General features: G+C 47.7%; 20 protein-coding genes. 7 read left to right on the top strand and 13 right to left on the bottom strand.

The features are described 5' to 3' along the window. Positions 1-36: 36 nt before the first annotated feature. The 7 genes from PP769_RS03650 to metK all read right to left on the bottom strand — a co-directional run bounded on the left by PP769_RS03650 (position 37) and on the right by metK (position 8,074). Complete coding sequence (locus PP769_RS03650; protein WP_312645320.1) at positions 37-285, bottom strand: hypothetical protein; 249 nt, start codon at positions 283-285, stop codon at positions 37-39. Between the two features lie 5 nt (positions 286-290). After that, complete coding sequence (gene argH / locus PP769_RS03645) at positions 291-1,781, bottom strand: argininosuccinate lyase (protein ID WP_312645318.1); 1,491 nt, start codon at positions 1,779-1,781, stop codon at positions 291-293. Further along, positions 1,778-2,782 carry an ornithine carbamoyltransferase gene (argF, locus tag PP769_RS03640; protein WP_312645316.1) on the bottom strand — a complete coding sequence of 335 codons (1,005 nt, stop codon included), beginning with the start codon at positions 2,780-2,782 and terminating at the stop codon, positions 1,778-1,780. Before argF ends, argH begins: the two co-directional genes overlap by 4 nt. A gap of 3 nt (positions 2,783-2,785) precedes the next feature. Next, positions 2,786-3,937, bottom strand: coding sequence for an aspartate aminotransferase family protein (locus tag PP769_RS03635; protein WP_312645314.1), 1,152 nt, complete (start codon positions 3,935-3,937; stop codon positions 2,786-2,788). Between the two features lie 205 nt (positions 3,938-4,142). Continuing rightward, a complete protein-coding gene (locus PP769_RS03630; RefSeq protein ID WP_312645312.1) occupies positions 4,143-5,003 on the bottom strand; it encodes an acyl-CoA desaturase in 861 nt (286 codons plus the stop codon). Positions 5,004-5,439: 436 nt separating this feature from the next. Further along, positions 5,440-6,822 (bottom strand): adenosylhomocysteinase, encoded by a 1,383-nt coding sequence (gene ahcY, locus PP769_RS03625; RefSeq protein ID WP_312645309.1) that lies wholly within the window; start codon positions 6,820-6,822, stop codon positions 5,440-5,442. A 100-nt stretch (positions 6,823-6,922) separates the two neighbouring features. Next, the gene (gene metK / locus PP769_RS03620; protein WP_312645306.1) at positions 6,923-8,074 is read right to left on the bottom strand and encodes a methionine adenosyltransferase; all 1,152 of its coding nucleotides are present in this window, start codon (positions 8,072-8,074) and stop codon (positions 6,923-6,925) included. Between the two features lie 759 nt (positions 8,075-8,833). On the opposite strand from metK, the gene PP769_RS03615 reads away from it, so the two are divergent. The 3 genes from PP769_RS03615 to PP769_RS03605 all read left to right on the top strand — a co-directional run bounded on the left by PP769_RS03615 (position 8,834) and on the right by PP769_RS03605 (position 12,835). Beyond that, positions 8,834-10,933, top strand: coding sequence for a universal stress protein (locus PP769_RS03615; protein WP_312645304.1), 2,100 nt, complete (start codon positions 8,834-8,836; stop codon positions 10,931-10,933). Between the two features lie 115 nt (positions 10,934-11,048). After that, entirely contained in the window at positions 11,049-12,308 is a 1,260-nt protein-coding gene (locus tag PP769_RS03610; protein WP_312645301.1) for a radical SAM/SPASM domain-containing protein, read from the top strand. Continuing rightward, positions 12,308-12,835 (top strand): hypothetical protein, encoded by a 528-nt coding sequence (locus PP769_RS03605; protein ID WP_312645298.1) that lies wholly within the window; start codon positions 12,308-12,310, stop codon positions 12,833-12,835. The genes PP769_RS03610 and PP769_RS03605 overlap by 1 nt, the downstream gene beginning before the upstream one ends. Before the next feature lie 180 nt (positions 12,836-13,015). Here PP769_RS03605 and PP769_RS03600 read toward each other — a convergent pair whose 3' ends face one another. Then, positions 13,016-13,207: a hypothetical protein gene (locus tag PP769_RS03600; protein WP_312647071.1), complete on the bottom strand. Its 192-nt coding sequence runs from the start codon at positions 13,205-13,207 to the stop codon at positions 13,016-13,018. Positions 13,208-13,298: 91 nt separating this feature from the next. Between PP769_RS03600 and der the strand changes: the two genes are divergently transcribed. Together der and PP769_RS03590 are read left to right on the top strand one after the other, a co-directional pair. Continuing rightward, a complete protein-coding gene (der, locus tag PP769_RS03595; RefSeq protein WP_376753391.1) occupies positions 13,299-14,585 on the top strand; it encodes a ribosome biogenesis GTPase Der in 1,287 nt (428 codons plus the stop codon). A gap of 91 nt (positions 14,586-14,676) precedes the next feature. Next, positions 14,677-15,087, top strand: coding sequence for a c-type cytochrome (locus PP769_RS03590; RefSeq protein ID WP_312645294.1), 411 nt, complete (start codon positions 14,677-14,679; stop codon positions 15,085-15,087). Here PP769_RS03590 and PP769_RS03585 read toward each other — a convergent pair. From PP769_RS03585 to PP769_RS03575, 3 genes are all read right to left on the bottom strand, one after another. After that, the gene (locus tag PP769_RS03585) at positions 15,084-16,487 is read right to left on the bottom strand and encodes a M20/M25/M40 family metallo-hydrolase (RefSeq protein ID WP_312645292.1); all 1,404 of its coding nucleotides are present in this window, start codon (positions 16,485-16,487) and stop codon (positions 15,084-15,086) included. The genes PP769_RS03590 and PP769_RS03585 overlap by 4 nt on opposite strands. Positions 16,488-16,601: 114 nt before the next feature. Further along, positions 16,602-17,732 carry a site-2 protease family protein gene (locus PP769_RS03580; protein ID WP_312645289.1) on the bottom strand — a complete coding sequence of 377 codons (1,131 nt, stop codon included), beginning with the start codon at positions 17,730-17,732 and terminating at the stop codon, positions 16,602-16,604. A gap of 50 nt (positions 17,733-17,782) precedes the next feature. After that, a complete protein-coding gene (locus PP769_RS03575; RefSeq protein WP_312645287.1) occupies positions 17,783-18,634 on the bottom strand; it encodes an MBL fold metallo-hydrolase in 852 nt (283 codons plus the stop codon). A gap of 390 nt (positions 18,635-19,024) precedes the next feature. On the opposite strand from PP769_RS03575, the gene PP769_RS03570 reads away from it, so the two are divergent. Beyond that, complete coding sequence (locus tag PP769_RS03570; RefSeq protein WP_312645285.1) at positions 19,025-19,342, top strand: TRL-like family protein; 318 nt, start codon at positions 19,025-19,027, stop codon at positions 19,340-19,342. 819 nt (positions 19,343-20,161) lie between these two features. Next, complete coding sequence (locus PP769_RS03565; RefSeq protein ID WP_312645283.1) at positions 20,162-20,728, top strand: outer membrane protein; 567 nt, start codon at positions 20,162-20,164, stop codon at positions 20,726-20,728. Positions 20,729-20,797: 69 nt separating this feature from the next. On the opposite strand, the gene PP769_RS03560 is transcribed toward PP769_RS03565, so the two are convergent. Both PP769_RS03560 and PP769_RS03555 read right to left on the bottom strand, forming a co-directional pair. Then, positions 20,798-22,699 (bottom strand): Lnb N-terminal periplasmic domain-containing protein, encoded by a 1,902-nt coding sequence (locus PP769_RS03560; protein WP_312645281.1) that lies wholly within the window; start codon positions 22,697-22,699, stop codon positions 20,798-20,800. Between the two features lie 59 nt (positions 22,700-22,758). Then, positions 22,759-23,274, bottom strand: coding sequence for a DUF3015 domain-containing protein (locus PP769_RS03555; protein WP_312645278.1), 516 nt, complete (start codon positions 23,272-23,274; stop codon positions 22,759-22,761). Positions 23,275-23,364 lie beyond the last annotated feature (90 nt).

Below are 23,364 nucleotides of genomic sequence, written 5' to 3'. Positions count from 1 at the left end.
ACCTCGTGAGGTTCTCCCTGGACAAATCCCTGTGTATTATCGGGTATCGATAGGATACACAGTGGGTAATTCCACTGCTTCTTCCAGTGGTACATTGAGGGGGTCCTGGTCAAGGGCTCCCTCTGTTTTGGCCTGATCTTGCTGTTGCTTGAGTCTCTTGGCTTCAATGCCAACTTTTTCTGGGGGGATGGGAGGGCCCACTGCTCCGCAACTTGAAAAGGAGAGGAGCCCCAGTGTGCAAAAAATGAGGAAATACCCGGTAGGAATTTTTAGGATTTGCCTCATACCGGTCACTGTTTTTTCATCGAATGTTTCATTTCGGCCTGTAATGATTTTTTCCAACCCTTGATCTGTTTTGTGACTTGCGCTGTAGCGGTACCACCTATAATGTTTTTACTGTTAATCGCAGCTTCAGGAGTTAAAACTTGAAATGCCTTGGCGTCAAAAGACGATGAGGCATTCAGTAAATCCTGCTGGGTGAGTTGTCCCAAATCCTTCCCTTTCGCTAAGCACTCCCGTACCAGACTTCCCACCACGTGGTGAGATTCACGGAAAGGCATCCCCTTTTTAACCAAATAGTCTGCCAACTCCGTGGCAAGCAGAAAACCCTGAGACACTGCTTCTTTCATAGGCTCAGGTCGTATCGTTAGTTGAGCCAGAAGTTCTGCGTAAATATTAACCGATATCGTCACGGTATCCAATGTGTCAAACAACGGTTCTTTGTCTTCTTGAAGGTCTCGATTGTAACTGAGAGGCAATCCTTTTAAAGTGGTCAGGAGGCTGAACAAATGTCCATAGACCCGACCGGTTTTTCCACGGATCAGTTCAGGGACGTCTGGGTTTTTTTTCTGTGGCATCATGCTGCTGCCTGTACAAAACCCGTCGGGAAGGTCTGTGAAGTGGAATTCTTGTGATGACCATAAAATCAGCTCCTCACTTAAACGAGAGAGGTGCATCATCACGATGGCGCAAGCGCTAAGCACCTCAATGACATAATCTCGGTCAGATACGGCATCCAGGCTATTCTGGGTCACGCGAGGGAAATGTAATATGGATGCGGTATAGTGTCGGTCGATCGGGTAATTGTTTCCAGCTAACGCACCGGAACCTAACGGCATGACGTTAATTCGAACCAAGGCATCATGGAGACGCCCTTTGTCCCGCTCAACCATTTCAACATAGGCTAGGGCATGATGCGAAAAGAGGACGGGCTGGGCCCTCTGTAAATGTGTATAGCCCGGCATCATCACACCCATATACCGCTCAGCGAGCGTTACGAGCGACTGTTGAAGTAAACGGAGATCGTTGCTCAGGTGTTGGAGAGTATCCCTAAGGTAGAGCCGAAGATCCAAGGTGACTTGATCATTCCGACTTCGGCCGGTGTGGAGTTTCCCGCCAACGGGCCCAATGAGCTCAGTCAGGCGCCGTTCAATGCTCATGTGCACATCTTCATCTTCGGTCTTCCATTGATGACGGCCGGCGCGAATGTCCTCCCGAATGGTCAGGAGTCCTCGAATAATGGTCTGGCATTCTCGCTGCGGCAAGACCTTAGCCCGTTGTAACGTTTTACAGTGGGCAATGCTGCCTTCAATGTCGTATTCATACAGGCGGCGATCAACCTTGATCGAGGCGGTGAACGTCTCCACTAGTTGATGTGTTTGACCTTGAAATCGCCCTCCCCAGAGTTTTTGATCTCCCGGTTTTTGTGGCCGCTTTGTTTGAGGAGATGCTAAAGGACGGGATGGGGTGTTGCGGGAGGTTGCGCCGGCTCGTTTCTTCATGAAGGCTTTCTTCCCAACCATTGAAGCAAAATAGCTTTTTGGATATGTAGGCGGTTTTCGGCTTGATCCAGAACGACCGATTGTGGGCCGTCCAGCACGTCTTCAGTTATTTCCTCCCCCCGATGGGCCGGCAGGCAATGCATGAGGATGGCATTGGGTTTTGCACGTTGCATGAGTTTCCCGTTGACTTGATAAGGCGTCAGAGCTTCCATACGTGGTTCCTGTTGGTGTTCCTGGCCCATGCTGATCCACACATCTGTATAAATTACATCAGCGTCCATGGCAGCAATCTTAGGATCATGGGTAATTTCAATTCTGGCACCTGTTTGTTGGCTTTCATCCTGGGCTGCTGCGACAATTCGGGGTTCAGGTTCATAGCCTTTTGGGCATCCTACGGATACATGCATACCGACTTTGGCCCCTATCTCGACAAGGGAGTGGGTGATATTGTTTCCATCTCCAATATACGCCAGCTTTAATCCTTTTGCGTGCCCCCTGTGTTCGACAATGGTCAAAAGATCAGCTAATGCCTGGCAGGGGTGACAATCGTCTGTTAACCCATTGATAACAGGAATTGAGGTATGTTGGGCCCATTCTTCTAAAGTGGTTTGGTTGAATGTTCTTACGACGAGTCCATCCAAGTATCGCGTCAGGACTTTTGCCGTATCAGCTAAACTTTCTCCACGGCTCAATTGTATTTTTTCGGACGCCAGAAATATGGCTTGCCCACCAAGTTGATTCATGCCGGCTTCAAACGAAACCCTGGTTCGCGTAGAGGGTTTTTCAAAAATAAGACCCAACGTTTTGCCCTTCAACGGAAAGGTGGAACGACCCTGCCCTCTAGCAGCTTTCATTTTTTGGGCAAGGGTAATCAAATGATGAATCGCATCCCTGGGAATATCGGCTATCGTCAGCAAGTCCTTAGGAAGGGCGGTCCTCTTCTTGCGCTGTGCCAAAGGTTTGGATTTTCGGGTACGGGAAGACTGCCTTGGTGACGACATGATTTATCGATGTTTGGAAAGAACGTCAGAGAGGACGGACAAGAGCCGATCAATCTGTGCGTTACTGATGATTAAGGGAGGCACAAATCGGAGGACTTTTCCCATAGTGCAGTTGATTAGGACCCGTCGCTCAAGGCATTCCAGGACGAGAGGTTTTCCGTCAATGGTTAATTCTAAACCCTGGAGGAGGCCCATGCCGCGGGCCTCATGGATGCAAGAGAATTGCTCTTTCAGAGAGCCAAGTCCTTTGGCAAAATAGCGACCGGCAACCAGCCCTTGTTCAAGTTTTCCGCCTTCAATGAGGAGTTCTAAGACTTTCAGGGCTACCGCGCAGGCTAAAGGGTTGCCTCCAAACGTGGAGGCGTGAGTGCCTGGTTGAAATGCCGCTGCGACGGTGTCGGTAGCTAGACAGGCACCAATGGGGAGACCTCCCCCCAAGCCTTTAGCCAGCGTCATAATGTCGGGTTGGATTCCGAACTGCTCATAAGCAAACAACGTTCCCGTGCGACCCATCCCGGTTTGGACTTCATCGAAAATTAGAAGGATCTGTTTTTCTGTGCAGAGCCCTCGAAGTCCCTTCAGATAGGAGGGATGGGGAACTATGATCCCACCTTCAGCCTGAATGGGTTCTAACAGCACAGCTGCCGTTTGGGGAGTAATATTGGCTTTTAAGGCTTCCAGATCATTGAATGGAACGTATCGAAAGCCAGGAACAAGCGGTCCAAATCCTTCTTGTAATTTTGGCTGCCCGGTTGCAGTGAGACTCGCCAATGTTCGTCCATGAAAGGAATTCACCATGGTCAAAATTTCAAACCGATCCGGACCAAAGGTGTTGTGTGCATACCTCCTGGCTAACTTTATCGCGGCCTCGTTGGCCTCTGTTCCGCTATTACAAAAGAACACTTTGTCCGCAAAGGACAGTTCGACGAGCTTTTGGGCCAGTCTGGTTTGGGGTTCGGTATAAAACAGGTTGGAGGTATGAATGAGTTGCCGGGCTTGTCGCGTGATGGTCTCCACAAGATCAGGCTGGGCATGGCCTAGGATATTGACGGCAATCCCCGCGAGACAATCGAGATATTCCCGTCCTTCTGCATCATACACCAGGCATCCGTTTCCTCGAACAAGGGAAATGGGTAGGCGGGTATAGGTATTCATCAGAAATCTACCCGTATTTTTTTGAAGTTCACTTGTAATCATATTGTCAAAAACCCGCGTGAATGCAGGCGAATTTATCACACGACTTCTTAGGTGCGCAATAATGAGATGTGTGAGAGATTGGCCGGATAACAAAAAAGCAGGAGAGGAGGCTCCGTCCGAGATTCCAATCCAGTCCGGAGGAGCCTCTAAATGCTAAATGTCGTTACGGCTGGTTAGGAGCCTGGCGACGAAGATCATAGGCCAGGCCAAATTTGCTTAACGTCCAGATAAGCCACTTGGATGGATCAAAATTATACCAGCGAACTCCATTTCGATAGTCACTTTGATACATATGATGATAGTTGTGATATCCCTCTCCAAATGTAAGTAATGATATCCACCAACTATCTCGGCTCGAATCAGATGTTCCATGGGGTTGATCACCCCAGATATGGCAAATAGAATTAATGAAGAATGTTGAATTTAGGACAAAGAAGGTACGTGCGAGCCCAGCCAGGAGGAAGCACCCTATAGCTCCAATCCACCCATTGTATAAAAATCCTACGACGAATGGCAGCACAAGTCCAGACAAAAGAATGGGAAGATAATATTTGTCCTGCCACAATATCAGAGGATCCTGCAGAAGGCGTGTGGCATATTTGGGGTCACGATTGGGATCCTTCCAGAAAATCCAGCCGCAATGACTGTGCCAAAAGCCCAGTGTGGCGTTATAGGGGTCTTCTTTCTGGTCGCACCGGGCATGGTGCCTAATATGGTCGCTAGCCCATTTTAACGCTGAGTTTTCTAATGCCATACCGCCTGCGATTAAGAAGGTGGCTTTAATCCAGTTCGGGCACTTAAAGCTCCGATGGGTAATTAACCGGTGATAGCCCACCGTAATACCTAATCCTGTAAATAGGTAAAGGACAATAAACATGGTCCAATCTACCCAGGAAAAATCGTAAAAATATGCATACAATGGGAGACCGACGATTGTGGTCAACACAATTGACCCAAACAGAATCATTGTGGGGTAATCGCGTTGAGGAGTTCCGGCTAAGGAGGGATCTAACGTTCGTGACATAGCTGACTAAGTCCTCTTATATCTCCAATCACCACAGATGATTTTTCCCATACTGAAGGGAAAACTCAACGGTGAGGGATTTGTTAGTGAAATAAAACCTTAGGATTGAAATCTCTTTTACATATACGAAAGTGGGTTATTGAAACCGACTAACACGGGACTCGATTTTCCCGTGTAAAAGAGTGGGTTGAGCTTTTAATGTACCAATTTAGTTGGGAAGAGGCAATACTATAGCAGCATTCAACCTTGATATCTTTCATGTGAATAGAATATCAGATTGTCTGAAAAAAGCTAGGGGGCCCTCTAAAACCAAGGCCCCCTCAATACTAATGTCCGTGGTTATTTTGAATTCGCAATCAATGTTGTAGAAACATTATCATCATTTGTTATCTGCTCGGTGAAGAGGTCACTGAGAAAAACTACCCTAAGGTAAATGTTAGTATTTGTAGCTGTCTTCTTTGAACGGACCGTTGACTGGTACGTGAATATAGTCAGCCTGTGTTTGGGTGAGTTTAGTGATAACCCCTCCAAAACCTCGAACCATATGGGCTGCCACTTCTTCGTCGAGATGTTTCGGTAAAACCTGCACTGTAATTGGTCCACCTTTCTGGTCGGCGAATTTCCGCTCGTAGAGGTAAATTTGAGCGAGGACTTGATTGGCGAATGAACCATCCATGACTCGGGATGGATGCCCGGTCCCATTTCCCAAATTCACCAAGCGCCCTTCGGACAGCAAAATGAGGTGATCATTGCTGGCTTTGTCACGATAGACTGTATGCACCTGCGGCTTTACTTCTTCCCATTGCCAGTTCGTTCGCATAAAGGCAGTATCGATTTCATTGTCGAAGTGCCCGATATTGCAAACGACCGCCCCAGATTTCAGGGATTGCAGAATGGCTGAATCGCAGACATTCAAGTTGCCGGTAGCTGTGACGACTATATCTGTGTTTTGGAGAAGGTCGTAGTTGGTGTCTTCGACCTTGCCTGTATTGATCCCACCTCTATAGGGAGAGACCACTTCATAACCATCCATGCAGGCTTGCATGGCACAGATGGGATCAATCTCTGAAATTTTGACAATCATGCCTTCCTGTCGGAGTGATTGAGCCGAGCCCTTTCCGACGTCTCCATATCCAATCACGAGGGCCTTTTTCCCTGACAGGAGGTGATCAGTCGCGCGTTTGATTGCGTCATTCAAGCTGTGTCGGCAACCATACTTATTGTCATTCTTTGACTTGGTAATTGAATCATTCACATTAATGGCGGGAACTTTTAGCGTGCCATTTTTTAACATTTCCTGTAGGCGATGAACCCCGGTGGTTGTTTCTTCAGTGATTCCATGAATACGGTTTAACATGGCTGGATATTTTTGGTGGAGCATCATCGTCAAGTCCCCACCGTCATCCAGAACCATGTTGGCATCCCACGGTTGGCCATCTTTTAAAATGGTTTGTTCCAGGCACCACTCATATTCTTCTTCTGTTTCACCCTTCCAGGCAAATACAGGAATTCCCTTTGCGGCGATGGCAGCGGCAGCATGATCCTGTGTTGAAAAGATATTACAGGAAGACCAGCGAACTTCAGCTCCCAGTTCGATGAGCGTTTCAATTAACACGCCGGTCTGAATAGTCATGTGAATGCAGCCAAGAATTTTGGCCCCTTTTAATGGTTGGGAGTCATGATATTTCTCTCGAAGGGCCATCAATGCCGGCATTTCTGTTTCGGCAATGCATAATTCTTTTCGTCCCCAGTCGGCCAGACGGATATCTGCAACTTTATAGTCAGTTGCGGCGGCTTTAGTCATAGTTGCAGTGCTCATAGAAATTACTTCCCCTTCTCAGGATGAGTGATTGAAGATGCTGGACATAAGAAGGGGGCCTTCAAATCCCCCTTACTCGAATGGCGGAGGCGCTTAAAAATTAGAGGCCTGCCCCTTTTCTGAGTGCATTCGCTATGTCGGTTTTTTCCCAGGTGAATCCTGGTTCGTTTCGCCCAAAATGTCCGTATGCGGCCGTTCTTTTGTAAATCGGGCGGCGCAACTTCAGATGCTCAATGATGCCTCTTGGAGTCAACGGAAAGTGTTTGATGATGAGCTTTTCGATCTGCTCAACGGACGCTTTTTCTGTGCCTTTTGTATCAACCAAAACAGAAACTGGTTCTGCAACTCCGATGGCATAAGCCAATTGCACTTCACATTTTTCTGCCAATTGGGCGGCAACGACATTTTTAGCAATATATCGCGCCATGTATGAGGCTGATCGGTCTACCTTACTGGGATCTTTTCCGGAAAAAGCTCCACCTCCGTGACTGCCAACCCCGCCATACGTGTCTACGATGATTTTTCGTCCAGTTAGTCCGGTGTCTCCCATAGGACCTCCGGTGACAAATCGTCCAGTGGGATTAATGTGAAATTTAATATTTTTTTGATTGAAAAATTTCTTAGGCATGACGGGAATAATTACTTTTTCCATCACATCTTTTTCGATTTTCTTTGAGGTGACCGCATCGCTGTGTTGGGTGGAAAGAACGATGGTGTCAATGCGAATGGGTTTCCCGTTTTTATATTCGACCGTCACTTGTGACTTTCCGTCAGGCCGAACCCAGGGCAGAATATTCTTTTTTCGAACTTCCGCCAGTTTTCTGGTTAACCGGTGCGCCAGGATTATGGGCATTGGCATGAGTTCTGGGGTTTCATTCGAGGCATAGCCGAACATTAGCCCTTGATCGCCAGCGCCACCTGAATCCACCCCCATGGCAATGTCGCCCGATTGGTTATGAATGGCGGTCAACACCGAGCAGGTACTATAATCAAATCCCCATGTCGCATCGGTATATCCCACCTCACGAATTGTCTCACGAATAATCTCAGGAATTTCTACATACGCCCTGGTGGAAATTTCTCCGGCCACAAAGGCGATTCCTGTAGTCAGAATGGTTTCACAGGCCACCCTGCAGTTCTTGTCTTTTGCAATGATTGCGTCAAGTATACCGTCGGAAATCTGATCGGCAATCTTATCCGGATGCCCTTCCGTAACCGATTCGGAAGTAAAGAGAAAATTGGTTTGTCTCATCAAGAGTTCCCCCTAACCAATTGCTTGAGCCCACATGCCAGAACGATATGGTCTCAGTTGGTGAATAAAGCAAAGCACAAAACACTTAATTTAGCGCAATTAAACCTCTATCCGCAATTTCGGTCTTCCAAAAACCGAAAAAAATGAGGTTTCTCAGGTTTCGTTCTTTGTTTTCCGCTAAAGGTCAGTAAAACATAAAATTCCCATAACGCAAAGTTCTCATAAGAAAAATACAAAAAGTGAGACGGACTAAAGAATGGCTTTCCTCATTTCGATTGATTTGCCGGACGCTAGGCCGGTAATAATTTCACGGAGATGGTTAGGTTGCAGCGTTAGTTGCCATCTTTGGCAATTCGAGGCTCGTTTTTCGGAGAATTAAGTCTTGCGTCTTTTCACCAAGAGCAGAATATTAATAGATTCGTTTGTGAAAGTTTGTAAGCCCCATCTACTCGCCATGTGTAACCTAAGGGCTCCGCACCATATGATTGGGGAGTGTTTTTTACGCGCTTTCCATGAATTTGTTGGGCTGGGTAAATGCTAGTATGAGTCTTTCCACGCATTTGATAAATATAGGGTTTTTTATATTTCACTCATGTCAAGGTGGAAATCGTCGTTGGGTTGCGTACCTAGAATTCCCAGTGGTAAGATCCGCTCTTATTTCATGTGAAAAAACATCTGTTTATAAAAATTTCCCGGCGATTGAGACGAGGGCCTGGTGCCGCTTTTTCTATGGCGGAAATCTGTTAAGGAGGCTTGTTGATGTACAAAACAATATATGTCCCGGTTGATAATTCAGACCATTCGAATATGGCTGTGGAACTGGGAGTGCAATTCGCGAAAATTTTCGGTTCGAAAATTGTGGGAAGCCATGTATATGCGGCCAAGATGCATGATAAGCGGTTTAAGCAAATGGAGGCAGGTCTTCCTGAGGAATATCACGATGAAAAAGAGTTAGATCGCCAACGCCAAATTCATGATTCCCTTATCACCAGAGGCTTGCAGATAATTACAGATTCATATTTGGATTTTGTCGACCAGAAATGCGCGGAAGCGAACATTCCTTTAGAGCGACGCTCACTTGAGGGGCGAAATTGGAAAGCAATTGCGGAAGATATCACAAAAAATGGGTATGACTTGACCATTATGGGAGCCTTGGGAGTTGGTGCGGTGAAGGACTCTGTGATCGGGAGCAACACAGAACGTGTGATCCGTCGGATTCGTAATTCAGACATGTTCATTGTAAAAGACACCAAACCCATAAACGGTGGGAAAATAGTAGTAGCTGTGGATGGGAGCCATTATTCCTTTGGCGGACTGAAGACCGCGCTTGCCCTGGGAAAGGCCCTCAATAAGCCGGTAGAAGCGATATCCGCATTCGATCCCTATTTTCATTATGCGGCGTTTCACAGTATTTCCGGTGTCTTGAATGAAGAGGCTGGGAAGGTGTTTCGATTTAAGGAGCAGGAAAAGCTTCACGAGGAAGTCATTGACAGCGGACTCGCGAAAATTTACCAGTCTCATCTTGATGTCTCGCGCGATGTCGCACAGGATGAGGGCGAAGATATTAAGACCACTCTACTTGACGGCAAAGCGTTTGAGAAAATCATTCAGTACGTTCGAAAAGAGCAGCCATGGCTGCTTATCGTTGGACGGATTGGGGTGCATAGCGATGATGATATGGATATTGGCAGTAATGCCGAAAATCTTTTGCGTTCAGCTCCCTGTAATATATTAATATCCAATAAGAAGTTTGTTCCTCCGATAGACACACAGGCCGAATACACAATTGCCTGGACGGAAGAAGCCTTAAGACGGATGGAAAAGATACCGGTCTTTGCGCGGGGAGTGGCCAAGACTGCGATACATCGATATGCCATCGAAAAGGGTCATACCATCATCAGTAATTCAGTCATTGATGATGCGGTTGGGGATATTTTACCCAAGGGTGCGATGGACGCAATGAAAACTCTCGGTGGTACTCTCGATGCGGCCGGAGTCGATCGGAATACTATGCAGGCAGGCAATGAAGTTGCGCAGGACCTAATGGGCTCAACCTTGAGCGGTATGATGTCCCAGGTGGTGGAGGAAATCCCGGCGGAGGCTCCTGAGCCAATGAGCGCAGGAAATAAATCGTATCTGGCTCGAATGTCGAGAGACTATTACGTCTGTGGTGGCTGTGGATATATTGGGAAAGGCGACCATCCAGTGATGTGTCCTGTTTGTGGTTTGGATGGAGCGCAATTTAAACAAGTCGATAAATCTATTTTTGATGCGGCGGCCAAAGCTGAAGGTGGCTTGGAAACACAAGTGGCATATGACGATATCCCCATGCAGTGGACGAAAGATGCTCGTGAAGCAATTCGAGCCGTTCCCGCTGGGTTCCAACGCCGACGTGCAAAAGCGAAAATCGAAAAAACGGCCAGGAAACTGGGAATGACCACGATTACCTTGGAATATTCAGGCGCGATGATTCAGGAAGCGGCAAGTGAAGACTACACACCAATTTTCGCCAATAAAACGGCTGGGGAGACGGCAACTATGGTCTCTGAATCTAATAAGGAAAACGCTGGGGACACTAATGGAGCCGACCCGTATATGTGGGAGCCGGATGCCCTCCAACGATTGGAAAGAGCTCCTGCTGGATTTATGCGGGATTGTACTAAAGCGTTAATCATTAAGCATGCTGAAAAAATTGGGACCACAACTATAACTCTGGATGTAGCGAACCAGGGCATTGAACAAGCTAAAACCACCATGGAAGAAGCCATGAAAACTGGAAATGTCAAGGACATCGTGGCCAAGTTAACCGGCGCGGGGGCTCCGTCTGAGGCTCAATCTGGAGCCGGCCACAATGGGTAAGTCACTGCCTGTTATCAGTTCATTCTTCAATACGCTGAGCTCGTTAGGATCCAGCGCAGTAACAAAGTTTGAAAATTTCCGTCCAGATTCAGGAGGGCCTGGAGACGGCCGAACTGTGGATGATTTTAAGCCCTACCTGGTGGCTCTCAATTTAACCAAGCGATGCAATCTCAAGTGCGAACATTGTTACCTGGATGCCACGACAAAAATGGGCGGTGGGCATGATGAATTGACGACAGAGGAATGTTTCCGTCTTATTGATCAGATTGCCCAAGTCAATGCCGGTAGCCTTCTTGTGATTACCGGAGGAGAGCCGTTGGTCCGTCCCGATATTCTTGAAATCGCTCGTCATGCAGTTGAACAGCGATTTATGGTCGTATTCGGCACGAATGGAATGCTGATTGACGACAAAATGGCGAAAGCCATGGTAGACATTGGTGTGATGGGTGTAGGAATTAGTATTGATTCCCTGGATCCAGCAACACACAATGCGTTTAGAGGTTTACCTGGTGCATGGGAAGGAGCTATGGCTGGTATTGAGGCCTGCAAACGAAATGGCCTTCAATTCCAAGTACACTTCAGTGCACAGCCCATGAACTACAAAGAATTGCCAGCCGTAATCGATTGGTCACACGATTTGGGGGCTAAAGTCCTGAATGTCTTTTTCATGGTGTGCACAGGACGAGGTGAAGAGCTCACCGACATCACTCCTTCACAATATGAAGAGGTTTTGAGCTATTTGGTGGAGAGCCAAGATAAATACCAGGACATGTTGGTTCGGGCACGTTGTGCCCCACATTTTAAACGCCTGGCCTATGAAAAGGACCCAAATTCTCCCATCACCAAAGCCCAGGGCTACATGGGAGGGGGATGTCTGGCAGGGACTAACTATGCGCGGGTGACGCCCAACGGTGACCTCACGCCTTGCCCATATATGCCCTTGTCCGCAGGAAACATCCGCCAGACCAGTTTTGTCGATTTATGGGAAAATTCGGAAGTTTTCAATTCCTTTCGTTATCCACACCTTAAGGGCAAATGCGGAGATTGCGAATACAGTGAAATTTGCGGAGGGTGTCGTGCTCGTCCCTACGTGGACCACGGGGATGCGATGGATGAGGACGAATGGTGTCTATACACTCCCAAAGGGGGAGAGAAAATAAAAGTGGCTTTCAATGTTCCGGAAGTCTCGTCTGTGGAATGGGAAGCTGCTGCGGAAGAACGGCTCAGTCGCATTCCCTACTTTCTACGGGCGATGGTTAAAAAAGGCGTCGAGCGTCATGCCGCCGAACAAGGTCTTCCAACTGTGACGATTGAATTAATGGAAGAACTTCGGAAGCGTCGGTTCGGGAATGAAAAACCTGTGTTTAAGTTCTAATGGAATCCCTCCTCGGAGTTCTCACCGACCTTAATCAGATAATTCCCATTCTGGTGCATTGGTTGCATCTTCTGTCTGCCGTGGTGTGGATTGGAGGTCTGGCTTTTCTTGTGATGGCTGTGACGCCCAGTCTCAAAACTGCTGTCCCGAAACAATTTATCCGACCAATATCTGAAACCTTCTATCGGCAATATAAACGGGTGGTGGGGATTCTTTTGGTGGTCATCCTTTTCACTGGAGGAGTCAATCTCCACTATGTGAGTGAGGGGATGGTCATGCAGTCGGGGGAAAACGTCGCCCATCATGCAAAATACCTCACAGTCTTTTTCATAAAATTGGCGTTGGTGCTAGGAATTTTGACCATTTTTCTGTACACCATAATATTTAAAAATGAACCTACAGGAGGTGAGACAAGCGAGGAATTGGAAGAAATGGCCATAGAGCCGGTTCCATTTCAGCGTGTAGCATTGTGGATGGGAGTATTTATTATTCTTTGTGCAGCAGCGATGAAACATCTCCATGTGTAACTCACTGTTTTAATCGATTGTCCCAGCCTTTTTCTCTGCCTCAATCTCTGAGCCTTTTCAAAAATTGAATTCACCGGTGCAGATGGCTGGTGCATTACAAAAAATACCTAACATTATCGCATACCCGTCATAGTTGTGACCCGATTGAAAAATTATTCGCATGGATGCCTTAATGAAGCCCTATCCGACGGTAGTTGACTGGGGGGCTTTATCCAGGCTATCACTTGACGGGCTCTTTCGATTAATCGTCTTGTTGATCTGGTAGACGACCTGACGTCCAAAAACGAATTTTCCTACCAGTTTGACCACCCTTAGCCGAATATGCTGTCCAATGACTCGATTTTCCCGTTCTCGCACACCTCGCTCTCGCATCAGACCATCTCTTGAATCGCCACCATGTCCGTCAGACTTGCCTGTCGAAGTTCTCCCAGATCCCAAAGTCTACAAGCCTTTGGTTGCCCTAGTGGGACGACCAAATGTAGGAAAATCCACGCTGTTCAATCGAATTGTCGGTCACCGTACTGCAATTGTCGATGATGTTTCCGGAGTCACTCGGGATAGAAACACCGCAGAGTGCGATTATCAGAACCGGATATTCACGTTGGTCGACACCGGTGGACTGGATCTGACTACCGACGATGTCATTGTAGAGCAGATCAAATTTCAAACCCAAGCGGCTATTGAAGAAGCGGATCTCATTATTGCTGTCATGGATGGTCGGGTGGGGTTGTCTCCGTTGGATGCCGATCTTGTTAAGCTGTTGCGACCGGTGAAAAAGCCGGTTTTTCTGGCGATCAACAAGATTGATACTCCTCAGGCTGAACCACTCTTGGCCGATTTCTACAAATTAGGGATAAAGACGATTTTTCCTATTTCGGCTGAGGGAGGATTAGGGGTGGATGAACTACTTGAAGCCCTTTTGCCCTATCTTCCTTATGCCACGGAGAATGAGGTCCAACAAGAGACCCCACGAATCGCGGTAGTTGGCCGACCCAATGTAGGGAAATCGACATTGGTCAATGCCATTCTCGGTGAACGACGTCTCATTGTCAGTGATATTCCAGGAACGACACGAGATCCGATTGATTCAATGGTCAGTCTTCATGGACGACAGTATATCTTTACAGATACGGCAGGTCTCCGGCGAAGAGGGCGGATCGAGCGTGGGATTGAAGGCTATAGTGTCGTGCGAGCCATTCGAGCGTTGGGACAATCTGATGTTGCCGTGCTGGTTTTGGATGGGGTGGAAGGAGTCACAGAACAAGATACGAAAATTGCTGGCTTAATCAGTAAACAAGGGCGAGGTTGTATTATTCTTGTAAATAAATGGGACATGCGGGAAGGGGACCGTGAAGCGTACCCCGCCTACAATCTTGAATTAGCTCGGCGATTTCCCTTTTTTACTTATGTGCCGGTTGTCTTTGGTGCCGCAATTCAACCGGAAACGCTCACGCGGCTTTTTCCTAAAATTGATCAGGTTGTGGCCGATTTTTCCAAACGCATTCAAACCCGTAAGCTGAATCTATTTGTTCAGGAACTCCTGGAAAAAAATCCCATGACGTTGGTCAGAGGCAATCCAAAAAAATCCGTATTTATTACTCAGGTGGCGACCAAGCCGCCTACCTTTGCCCTATTTGTCAAATCCGCACCTAAAGTCCCAGCCTCTTACCTCCGTTATCTAGAAAACTCCATCAGGACGGAATATGGTTTTGAGGGAATTCCGCTCCGGATATTGTTGCGCAGTCAGTAAAGAGTTTTTGCAACTGCCACGGATTCCCATCTAAATATTGCCTGATGGGCGAATTTTGAAGATACGCCATTCACGCAGTACAATTAAAGGCATGAATCGACTGGTATGGATGGGTGTCCTGGTTCTACTGAACAGCCTGATTATTTCAGGGTTAGGCTTGTCCTATCCGTTAGGGACTGTGGGTGAGCAACCAGGAGGGGAGCAGGGGCGAGAGCTCTATCGAATTCATTGTTTGGAATGTCATGGGGCGGAAGGACGGGGGGATGGGCCACGGGCAGCCCTGTTAGCCCCTCGCCCAGGAAATTTAGTTTCAGCAGCCATTTCAGCAAAAACTGATGCAGAGCTCCTCGAGATTATTGCAGAGGGAGTTCCCCGGACAGCCATGAGTGGCTGGAGTCATCAGTTGTCGGCCGATGAACGGCGCAATATTCTCGCCTTTATCCGAACCCTCGTGCATTTTCAAGAACTCCCTTCAGCTCAGGTTCCTTCTTCTGGACCTTAGCCTGTTATTGGCTTAGATCGGGTTTTGGTTTTTTCTAATCGCATCCGACTCAAGTGATCGAAGTAATGGACGAAGGCTTGTATCCCCCCTGAAGCTTGTCTCCAATCGAAATATTCATTCGGTGCATGATACCCATGTTCAGGCAGACTGAGACCCATAAACAGAATCGGAACCTTCCAGGCACGTTGTAACACTGCAATGGCCCCGATGGATCCACCTTCCCGTACAAATACCGGGCGGCGTCCAAAGGCCTGGGCTACCGCTTCTTGTAATGCCTCCGCATACGGGCCATCGGAAATTCCACGAAAGGGTTCCAGTTCTCCATCATTAATCACCTCAATATCAGGATTGCGAGTACGGAGGTGTTTTTTCAGGAGTCGGAAAATTTTTGAGGGATGTTGGTTGGGAACTAATCGCATACTCACTTTGAGTTCACCCCAGGCCGGTACAATGGTTTTTACGCCTGGGCCCATATGCCCACCCGCTAACCCATGCACTTCAAAGGTGGGAGAGGCCCAGATTCGTTTGAGTAAATCCTGAGGATCGGATGTTCGCAGCGATCGCAATTGATAGGCTTCTTTAAAAAGCCGAACCTGAAATCCTGATGCCAGAAAATTTTTCAGTTCGGTTCTGGTGGGCGGGACGACATCATCGTAGAATCCTGGTATTTTCACGCGGCCGGTTTTCGCGTCCAAGCAGGAATAGGCGGCTTCACATAATTCGGCCAAGGGGTTGCGGGCCCCGCCGCCCGTGAGACCGGAATGAATATCGGTTTCCCCTGTGCGAAGCACCAACTTGGCGACTAACAAACCGCGAAGCCCACAGGAGAGAGCCGGCCGATCCTTGGCTACCCAAATCGTATCAGACACCAGAACTGAATCGGACGCCGGGACCGCTTTACGGTTCCGAAGGACCTCTGAAAAATTCGGGCTGGCAATTTCTTCTTCCAATTCCCAAAGGACCCGGATGTTCAGGGGGATGCCGGCTTCTCTGGCAAATTTTGCAGCAAAGAGGGCGGTTAACGCCGGGCCTTTATCGTCCGTCGCTCCACGTCCACAATACCGATCCCCATCTTTATGAAAGGCAAAGGGAGGCTGCCGCCATTCCGGTTCCTGAGCAGGTTGGACGTCTAAATGATTGTAAATGGTCAGGCTGGGGTATTGGCGCCCGGCCATCCATTCTCCGAACACGCTAGGGAAACCACTGGTGTTCACAATAGAGGCCTTGGCCCCAAATTGTTCCAGATACTGAACGGCCAACTGCGCCATCCGGTGCATATCGGGGGCATGTTCAGGGTCTGAACTCACTGATGGCACTTCCACCATTTGACCCAGGAGGTCTTCAAAGCTGGCGCGGTGATCTTGAATGTAGGTGCGTAATTGGGATTGATAATCACTCATGAGATCACGATTCCTTTTCGTGGTCGGGATGGGAGTTCCAGTACGGAATCGCTGATGGAGCAAATGGATGATGTTCCGTGATCAACCAGGGCATAGGCAAGGCTAACATGTCGGTCAGCCAACAGAAAACGGCACTGGGGCGAAAGTCACAATGAAAATAGCCAAGGCCACCCAAGCCACCCATCGGCGGTGTTTGCCCAAAACGATGTCAGGGTCAATGACCGGGGGGTGGCCAATCCCGACAAGGCTAGCCAGGCCGACCCAGAGAATCCAGCCAGGCCAACCCGTGAGTCCTAAATAAATAAGGATGGGAATCGTTCCCAAGGCCAGTGAGCGTTGCCGACGGCCTAACACTGCAAATGCTACATGACCTCCGTCCAATTGACCCAAAGGCAGTAAATTAATTGCGGTGACGAAAAATCCGAACCATGCGGCGAAGGCAATGGGATGGAGTACAATATCGTGCGTAGGTGGAATCGGGCCAAACATGAGCCAGCCAAACCATTGTAGTAGGAGTGGTTCGCCCAACTGTAAGCCGTACGTTTGTGATCGTGGAACGATATGTGAAAGGGAGAGTCCGATTATAATAGCCACAACTGCTGCGATAAAACCGGCAATGGGGCCCGCAACGCCAATATCAAAAAGGGCCCGCCGATTCATAATGGCCGATCGCATGCGAATCACGGCCCCAAAAGTACCGATGAAGTGTGGAGGACCAGGGATGAACAGCGGTAAGGACGCAGGCACACGATGAATGCGAGAGAGGAGGTAATGCCCGAATTCATGGGTGACCAGGATACCTAAAAGAGTTGCCGCAAAGGGGATTCCATTGACTAAGGAGCCAGGATAGCGCATTAAAAAATCCCATGCCCCATTGACGGGTTTCGTGTTGACTTGAAATGCTCCTGCCCAGAGTGTGGTGAATACGGTAAGCCCAAAGAGTAAAATAGGAAGTCCCCATCGAGAAAAGGCGCTGGGAGTTGGAGGAGGGAATTCGTCCACCTCATCTCCAGTTTCGAGTAGTTCAGGTTCAAGTGACTGCCAATGATCTAATTTGCGGGTGGATGTTTGGGTTGTATGGTCTTGACGCATGTCGTTTGTGGAGATAGGCCTGATTAGAGGCGGGGGAGCAGGTGGGTTGGTCCGAGGCAGTGGATCAGTGGGGGCAATGGGATTAAGCAGAGAAGGTGGGGGAGCTGGCTTATTCTCTGAAGGAGTGGAAGGTTCAGGTGATTCGTGATCCATTAACACATCCTTATTAAATGCCAAGCCAGTAAATGGTCTGACATGCAATATCAGGCAAATGGATTGTGCCCTTGTTCCTCAGTCACTGTTGTGGAGGGACCATGGCCAGGAAACAAGGCGGTGTCTTTTGGTAAGTGTAACAGGCTATGGCGAACTGATTGCAAATGCTGTGGATACAGTGAAAAAGGGTTGGAACGCCCCACCGAACCGGAAAAGAGGGTATCCCCCACAAAACACAGGGTTTGGCCTTTGTGCGATAACAGGTAGCAAAATCCTCCAGGGGTATGGCCTGGGGTGGCCAAACATTCAACCGTCATCTCTCCCAGGGCAATTACCTGATGGTCGGCTGGTATTTTTATGGAGGCGTCAGGTGGTCTCCATGGGAGCAGATCGAAATCTCCATTACCTAGATAGACTGGCACCGGCCATCTAGACAAAATCTCCTCCAGCCCTCCCGCATGGTCCGTGTGCCCATGGGTGAGGCAAACCCCGATCAAGGTCAAATCACGCCGGGAGATGCTTGCAAGCATTTGCTTGGCATTGTACCCTGTATCAATCATGAGGGCCTGTTTGGTGGCTGGATCCGTTAACAGATAGCCTTTGACCTCATACCCGCCAATGTTGCCTTTGATGGTCTCAACAAGATCGTGTGCAGTCGTCCATTCCGGTTGAGGCTGAGGTAACCATCCGTCCAAAGTCAGGCTTATTAGGGGGCCAACACGAAGGTGTAAGGCCTGGCTAATTCCTTGAATTTCGCCTTTGGTCGGAAGTCGATGGCCTTTCTCAAGGTGCTCCACCTCGGCCTGCTCCATTTTCGCCAATTCCGCCAGGGTCTCAATACCCAGCCCTTGGCCAAAGCGTGCTTTTTTAATGATATCGCAAAATTCGTCTTCTAAACTCATTTGCACACTCAAAATTAGAATTGGTCATAGTGGTGGAAAAAGAATGTCTTGTACACCTGCCTCATCTAAGCAAAAAAGTGTGGGCTGAGGAAAGGGGTATCTGCCTATTTCCAAATTCCTGGCATTTGAATAAATCGATCTGGTCTTATGAAAAGGGAGTATTTTGCGTCGAAGAATGAGTAGCGCTCCATATTAGACACTTCTCCAAGATGGAGAGTTTTTGCGTGTCAACGCCTCCACGAGTCATGATGATTTGCACCTATCCAGGTGTAATTGCATCCTAGTGGATATGGATTCTTCCTTGACTTTAATATGGGAATACGCTACTTAAATAAAAACAATTATCTTGGATAAAGTTTACAATCCAATAACTTTAATGGGAGGCAGGAAATGAAAAATTTGCTAATGGCTGGTTTCTTAGGGTTTTGTTTACTCAATTTGTCCGGATGTATGGGGGTAGCCTCACCCGTTGCAGGATGGGCTTATACTGAAGCCAAATTCGGCAACCAAGTTACTGATGGTCCTGCTGGAACTAAAACTGGGACAGCCTGTGCAACATCAATTCTTGCAATGGTTGCGACAGGTGACGCTAGTCAGGAAAAGGCCATGGCGAATGGTGGAATAACTCAGATTACCTACGTTGATCATTCCGCAAAAAATATTCTTGGAATCTGGGGTGAGTGGTGTACTATCGTGCATGGTTCGTAATCGGTTAGTAAATTCAATTCTTTGGGGGGATTGTCCTAAGATACTTTAGGACGATCCCCCTTTTTTTCGTGGAAAAGTATGCCAAACCCTTGGCCCTCAAATTGTGATTGTAACCGCTTAGGCCAGTCTTTCAAATTATGAAATACAGGTCTCCATTGTCAGAAAGGCAATTTCCAGTTCAAGGGGAGAGGCCTTTTTTTTAATAAGGTTCCCGTGGCCAAAACACGGGATACTAGCAAGATCTCACTGACGAAGTTTCTCTCTCGGTCTGCCTTGCTCTTGGAGAACTGTTGGACAACGTGCCAATTCTCTCCCCACTGACCACACCTAATCGCCATAGGAATCCCGTCCCACAGCTTTTTTGAATGTTAGTTCTCCTCGAAACACAGCTTGGTCCCCGACACTCTTAAAGATGCGCGCCATTTACCAAGGCAAAACTTTTGGATTGGCTGAACGCTTTAAGTGGATGTATACCGGATTACCCCCAAGGCATTTGGGCTCTATGTCGTAGTCATTGTCAATGCTGAACGTTGCCTCCGCCCTGTCCCAACCACATCTTCCTCCAACAAGCCGTTTGGGGGGTTGTTCATTTTGTCAGACGATTTTGATGGCCGAAACGACTGGGCATACCAGTGGCGAGTTTCATTGCCCAGAAAATTGTCTTGACATTGTAGGCAAGGGTACCTGGAATATTATTTTTGGCGCTCTAAATATTTTCTGTTTAGGACTTCCTTGGAGAGGGAATTGTATTTTTCTATAAAATTTGTGGTGCTCCTTACCTGGGTTGTGGCCATTTCACTCCCCTGTCGCCTGGAGGCTTTGGATGACATTGAGATTTATCTGGCAGGCTATGGTGTGGGCTCACAACCCTTCAATAAGGGAGTTTCGTTTAAAGGGCGAGTGGTTTCAGGCGAGAAGGTGAATGGAGGTCCTGGTTTGGGATTCAAGGTAGGGTTATTCCCCCATTTTGCCGGTGGATATCTTGGCCTTGAATTGGAATCATTTGGAAATAATAATTCTATGCGTTTCCCCATAGTCACTAGTTTGGGGACGACAAAAGGTGAGAGCAGCCTTATCACCCACCAATCGATGGTCAATCTTATAGTGCGATATCCAGGGGCCATGTTCAGACCGTATGCGGGCATAGGAGGCGGGCTTTCAAATGGAATATTGAGAAATACCGATATTCCCGGTCGAAATGATAAAAGTTTTGAAACAGGAACGGCTCCTGGATATCAGTTTTTGGGAGGCATGCAACTAATCATTACTGAAAGGTGGTTTGTATTTGGGGAATACAAGTACTTCTCTGCAAATTACCATTGGAAAGACCTTTCCTTAAATTTCAGGAGTGAATATTTTTTGGGGGGCGTTGGTTTTTTGTTTTAGTCTTGGGTTTTATGTTTTTGTTAAAGTGTTTGAGAAGTAAGGGTTTGGCTTCCCTCGTCTCTTGAAAAGTTAGAAATACCCGTGAAAAACAGCAAGAACTTCATTGTCATGTTCATGGTGGGTGAAGGTGGCGCGTACGGCGAAGTTTTTGGCAAATGTCCATCGTTGACCCACAGAAATAGGGAGGTCATGCGATCGATCTCCGAGGGGGTAATACAAATATCCTGCTGACATGAGCCATTTCCAGTTCGGAGTGATGGTGGCCATCACGCCGCCGGATACTCCTCCCCCCACCCGGTGATTTTCTTTGTATCCGCCACTGATGTTGGCATCCATCTCCCCAAAAAGAAAAAAGACTTCCCGTTGAAATACCTGAGTTTCCAGGGCTCCACCTATTCCTGCATTGGCATTCCCATTGGAACAAAGGTCACAAGTCGATGTCTTGACGGTGTTCATTCCGATATTGATTTTCCATGATGGTGAAGTAAACAACGAATCAATGGGAGCCAAGGAGAGAATATTGGCAAAGGTGAATCGTTCCACTCGAAATTGGTTTTGGGGCTGATAATGCCTCAGCCGCAAATCAAGTAATTCTATTTGGGCATCCTGGGTGTATCCTGGGTCTGGGTCCAGGAGATCGTGATAGGCGCCTCGGAAGTTGATTTCTTCGAATATTTTATGGTTTCGCCATCCGACTCCACCTCCGACTCTGATCGTTTGGTGTCCCTGTTCGGGAGAAAGGGAAAATGGTTCCACCGGAAAGGGGACAGATGGGATGGGAATGTGACTGCGTGCCACGAGAATAGATCGATTTTTGGCCTTATAGCCTTCAACGTTTTCTTGATCGGTTACCCCTTTATAGCGCAAGACGTCTGAAGCAAAATCCAGAAGGAAGACTTTCCGGTTTTGTGGTAATTGAAGAAATTCGAATTGGCTTATCGTCTGAGGTTCCTGAACGAGATTTCGGACCAGGTTGGCTTCTTCTTTTGTTAATGCTTCTCTTTTGCGCTTGAGGAGGGTACTACGGGCGGGACGATAAGAAATTTTTTGAACCAATCCTTTCTGTCGAGTAAGAAGGCGAATGGTATCGGCAGGAATCGTCGCAAAGTGAAATTGGTCAGTTAGGTGGAGATTGGGATCGGCCACTTCCAAGAGTGAGAGAATGTGGTACGCACAATTTTCTTTAAAGAAGTAATAGTCGAAATAGGCATTCCCTAATTCCCACGCATGCATGAGCAACCTGTGATATTGCTCCTGTGAAAAATTCAATCGATATTCCCAGATGTCTCTATTCTCAAGATCCCGGTATTCTTTGACCTTCATGTAATAGGGAATGGTCGAAAAGAACCCCTTGTATCCTCCAAAAATTCCTTTATATGCGAATTCAATCCCCGCATCCGGCGGGACCTCCGCGGCATAGTTAATCGTATACGCTAAAATATTCGTTTCTGCAGTTTGGCCTTTTTGATCCACTCGTAAAAATGAATGCCCGAACATGGAGGCCGGGTTATCCATATAGGCGGAAGGAAAAATAAAGGTAATCGAGGCCGGATTCAATTCACTAAGCCAACTGACAAAACGTTCACATGGATGAGGAAGAAGCTTAGAGTGAAAGTGCAGTTTTTCTTTCAGCCAATGATACCGGGCAATAAAAGCACATTGTGCCGGCTGTTTGGAGCGACCAACTAATGTCTCAGAAAAAAAATGTGTCAGTGTGGCATGTAATTCAGCTTCTGGATCGGTTTTCCCATATGGTGAGAGGAAAAACCCCGGATCATCGACTTCGCTGGTATGGCCACCAAAAGGATTTTTCCGGTAATGGAGTAAAAGATGCCAGTAACGGTCCTGGTGAATTTTCTCCGTGATGGCTTGTTGAAGAAGTCCATGCAGATAGGGAGAAGGAGGCGCTTGCGCCTTGAGCTCAGAGGGAAGGAGCAGAAGCGCAAGAAAAAGAATAAGAATATTTACCACATGTCAGGAAGGTAATGAAAAGAGAGGCTCCGGCTTTACCAGCCGGAGCCTGAAATAATTTACTTCGATGTCGTGACTTGAGCTAAAACGGGATGGTCGACCATGGCTTCGTGAATGGCTTTTACCACCGCCTTTGGAGAGGTTTCACCCTCCTGCACGAGAGTGGTGTATTTCTCTTGGGTCATGGCAAAGAACGCAGGTTGTTGGACGACAGGAATACCCATTAGTGTGGCCAATGACGTGAGATGTTCGCCTTCTCCTTGAGCCATTTCTTGAGCCAAATTGTCAAAATTAACAGCCGCGAAGACATTCACTTTTTCTGAGGCAAAAATTTTCCCATCATTGGTGCATCCGGAAGTGCCCGAACTGATTCCAAATGTTTGAGACCCAAAAGTGCCGTTGGTTGTGGCCATCAAGACCTGGCCACCAATGCTTTCCTTTTGGCTGGAATCTTCCCACGCGAGTTTCCCTAACCCGCACCCAGGGCCATTGTTTGGCGGATTCCCAAATGCAACGCCCGACATTCCCATGACCAGAAAAAATGTTGACACCAATACCCATGGTTTTTCTGCCATGCTTTCCTCCTAGTTTGGTAGTGAAAGATAAAGGATTAGATTTACGACCCGTGAACATGATTATAACAAAAGAAAGGCTATTAGAAAGCC

This window comes from Candidatus Nitrospira allomarina (assembly GCF_032050975.1).
Classification (GTDB): Bacteria; Nitrospirota; Nitrospiria; order Nitrospirales; family UBA8639; genus Nitrospira_E; species Nitrospira_E allomarina.
This window is presented reverse-complemented; position numbering and strand designations above follow the sequence as displayed.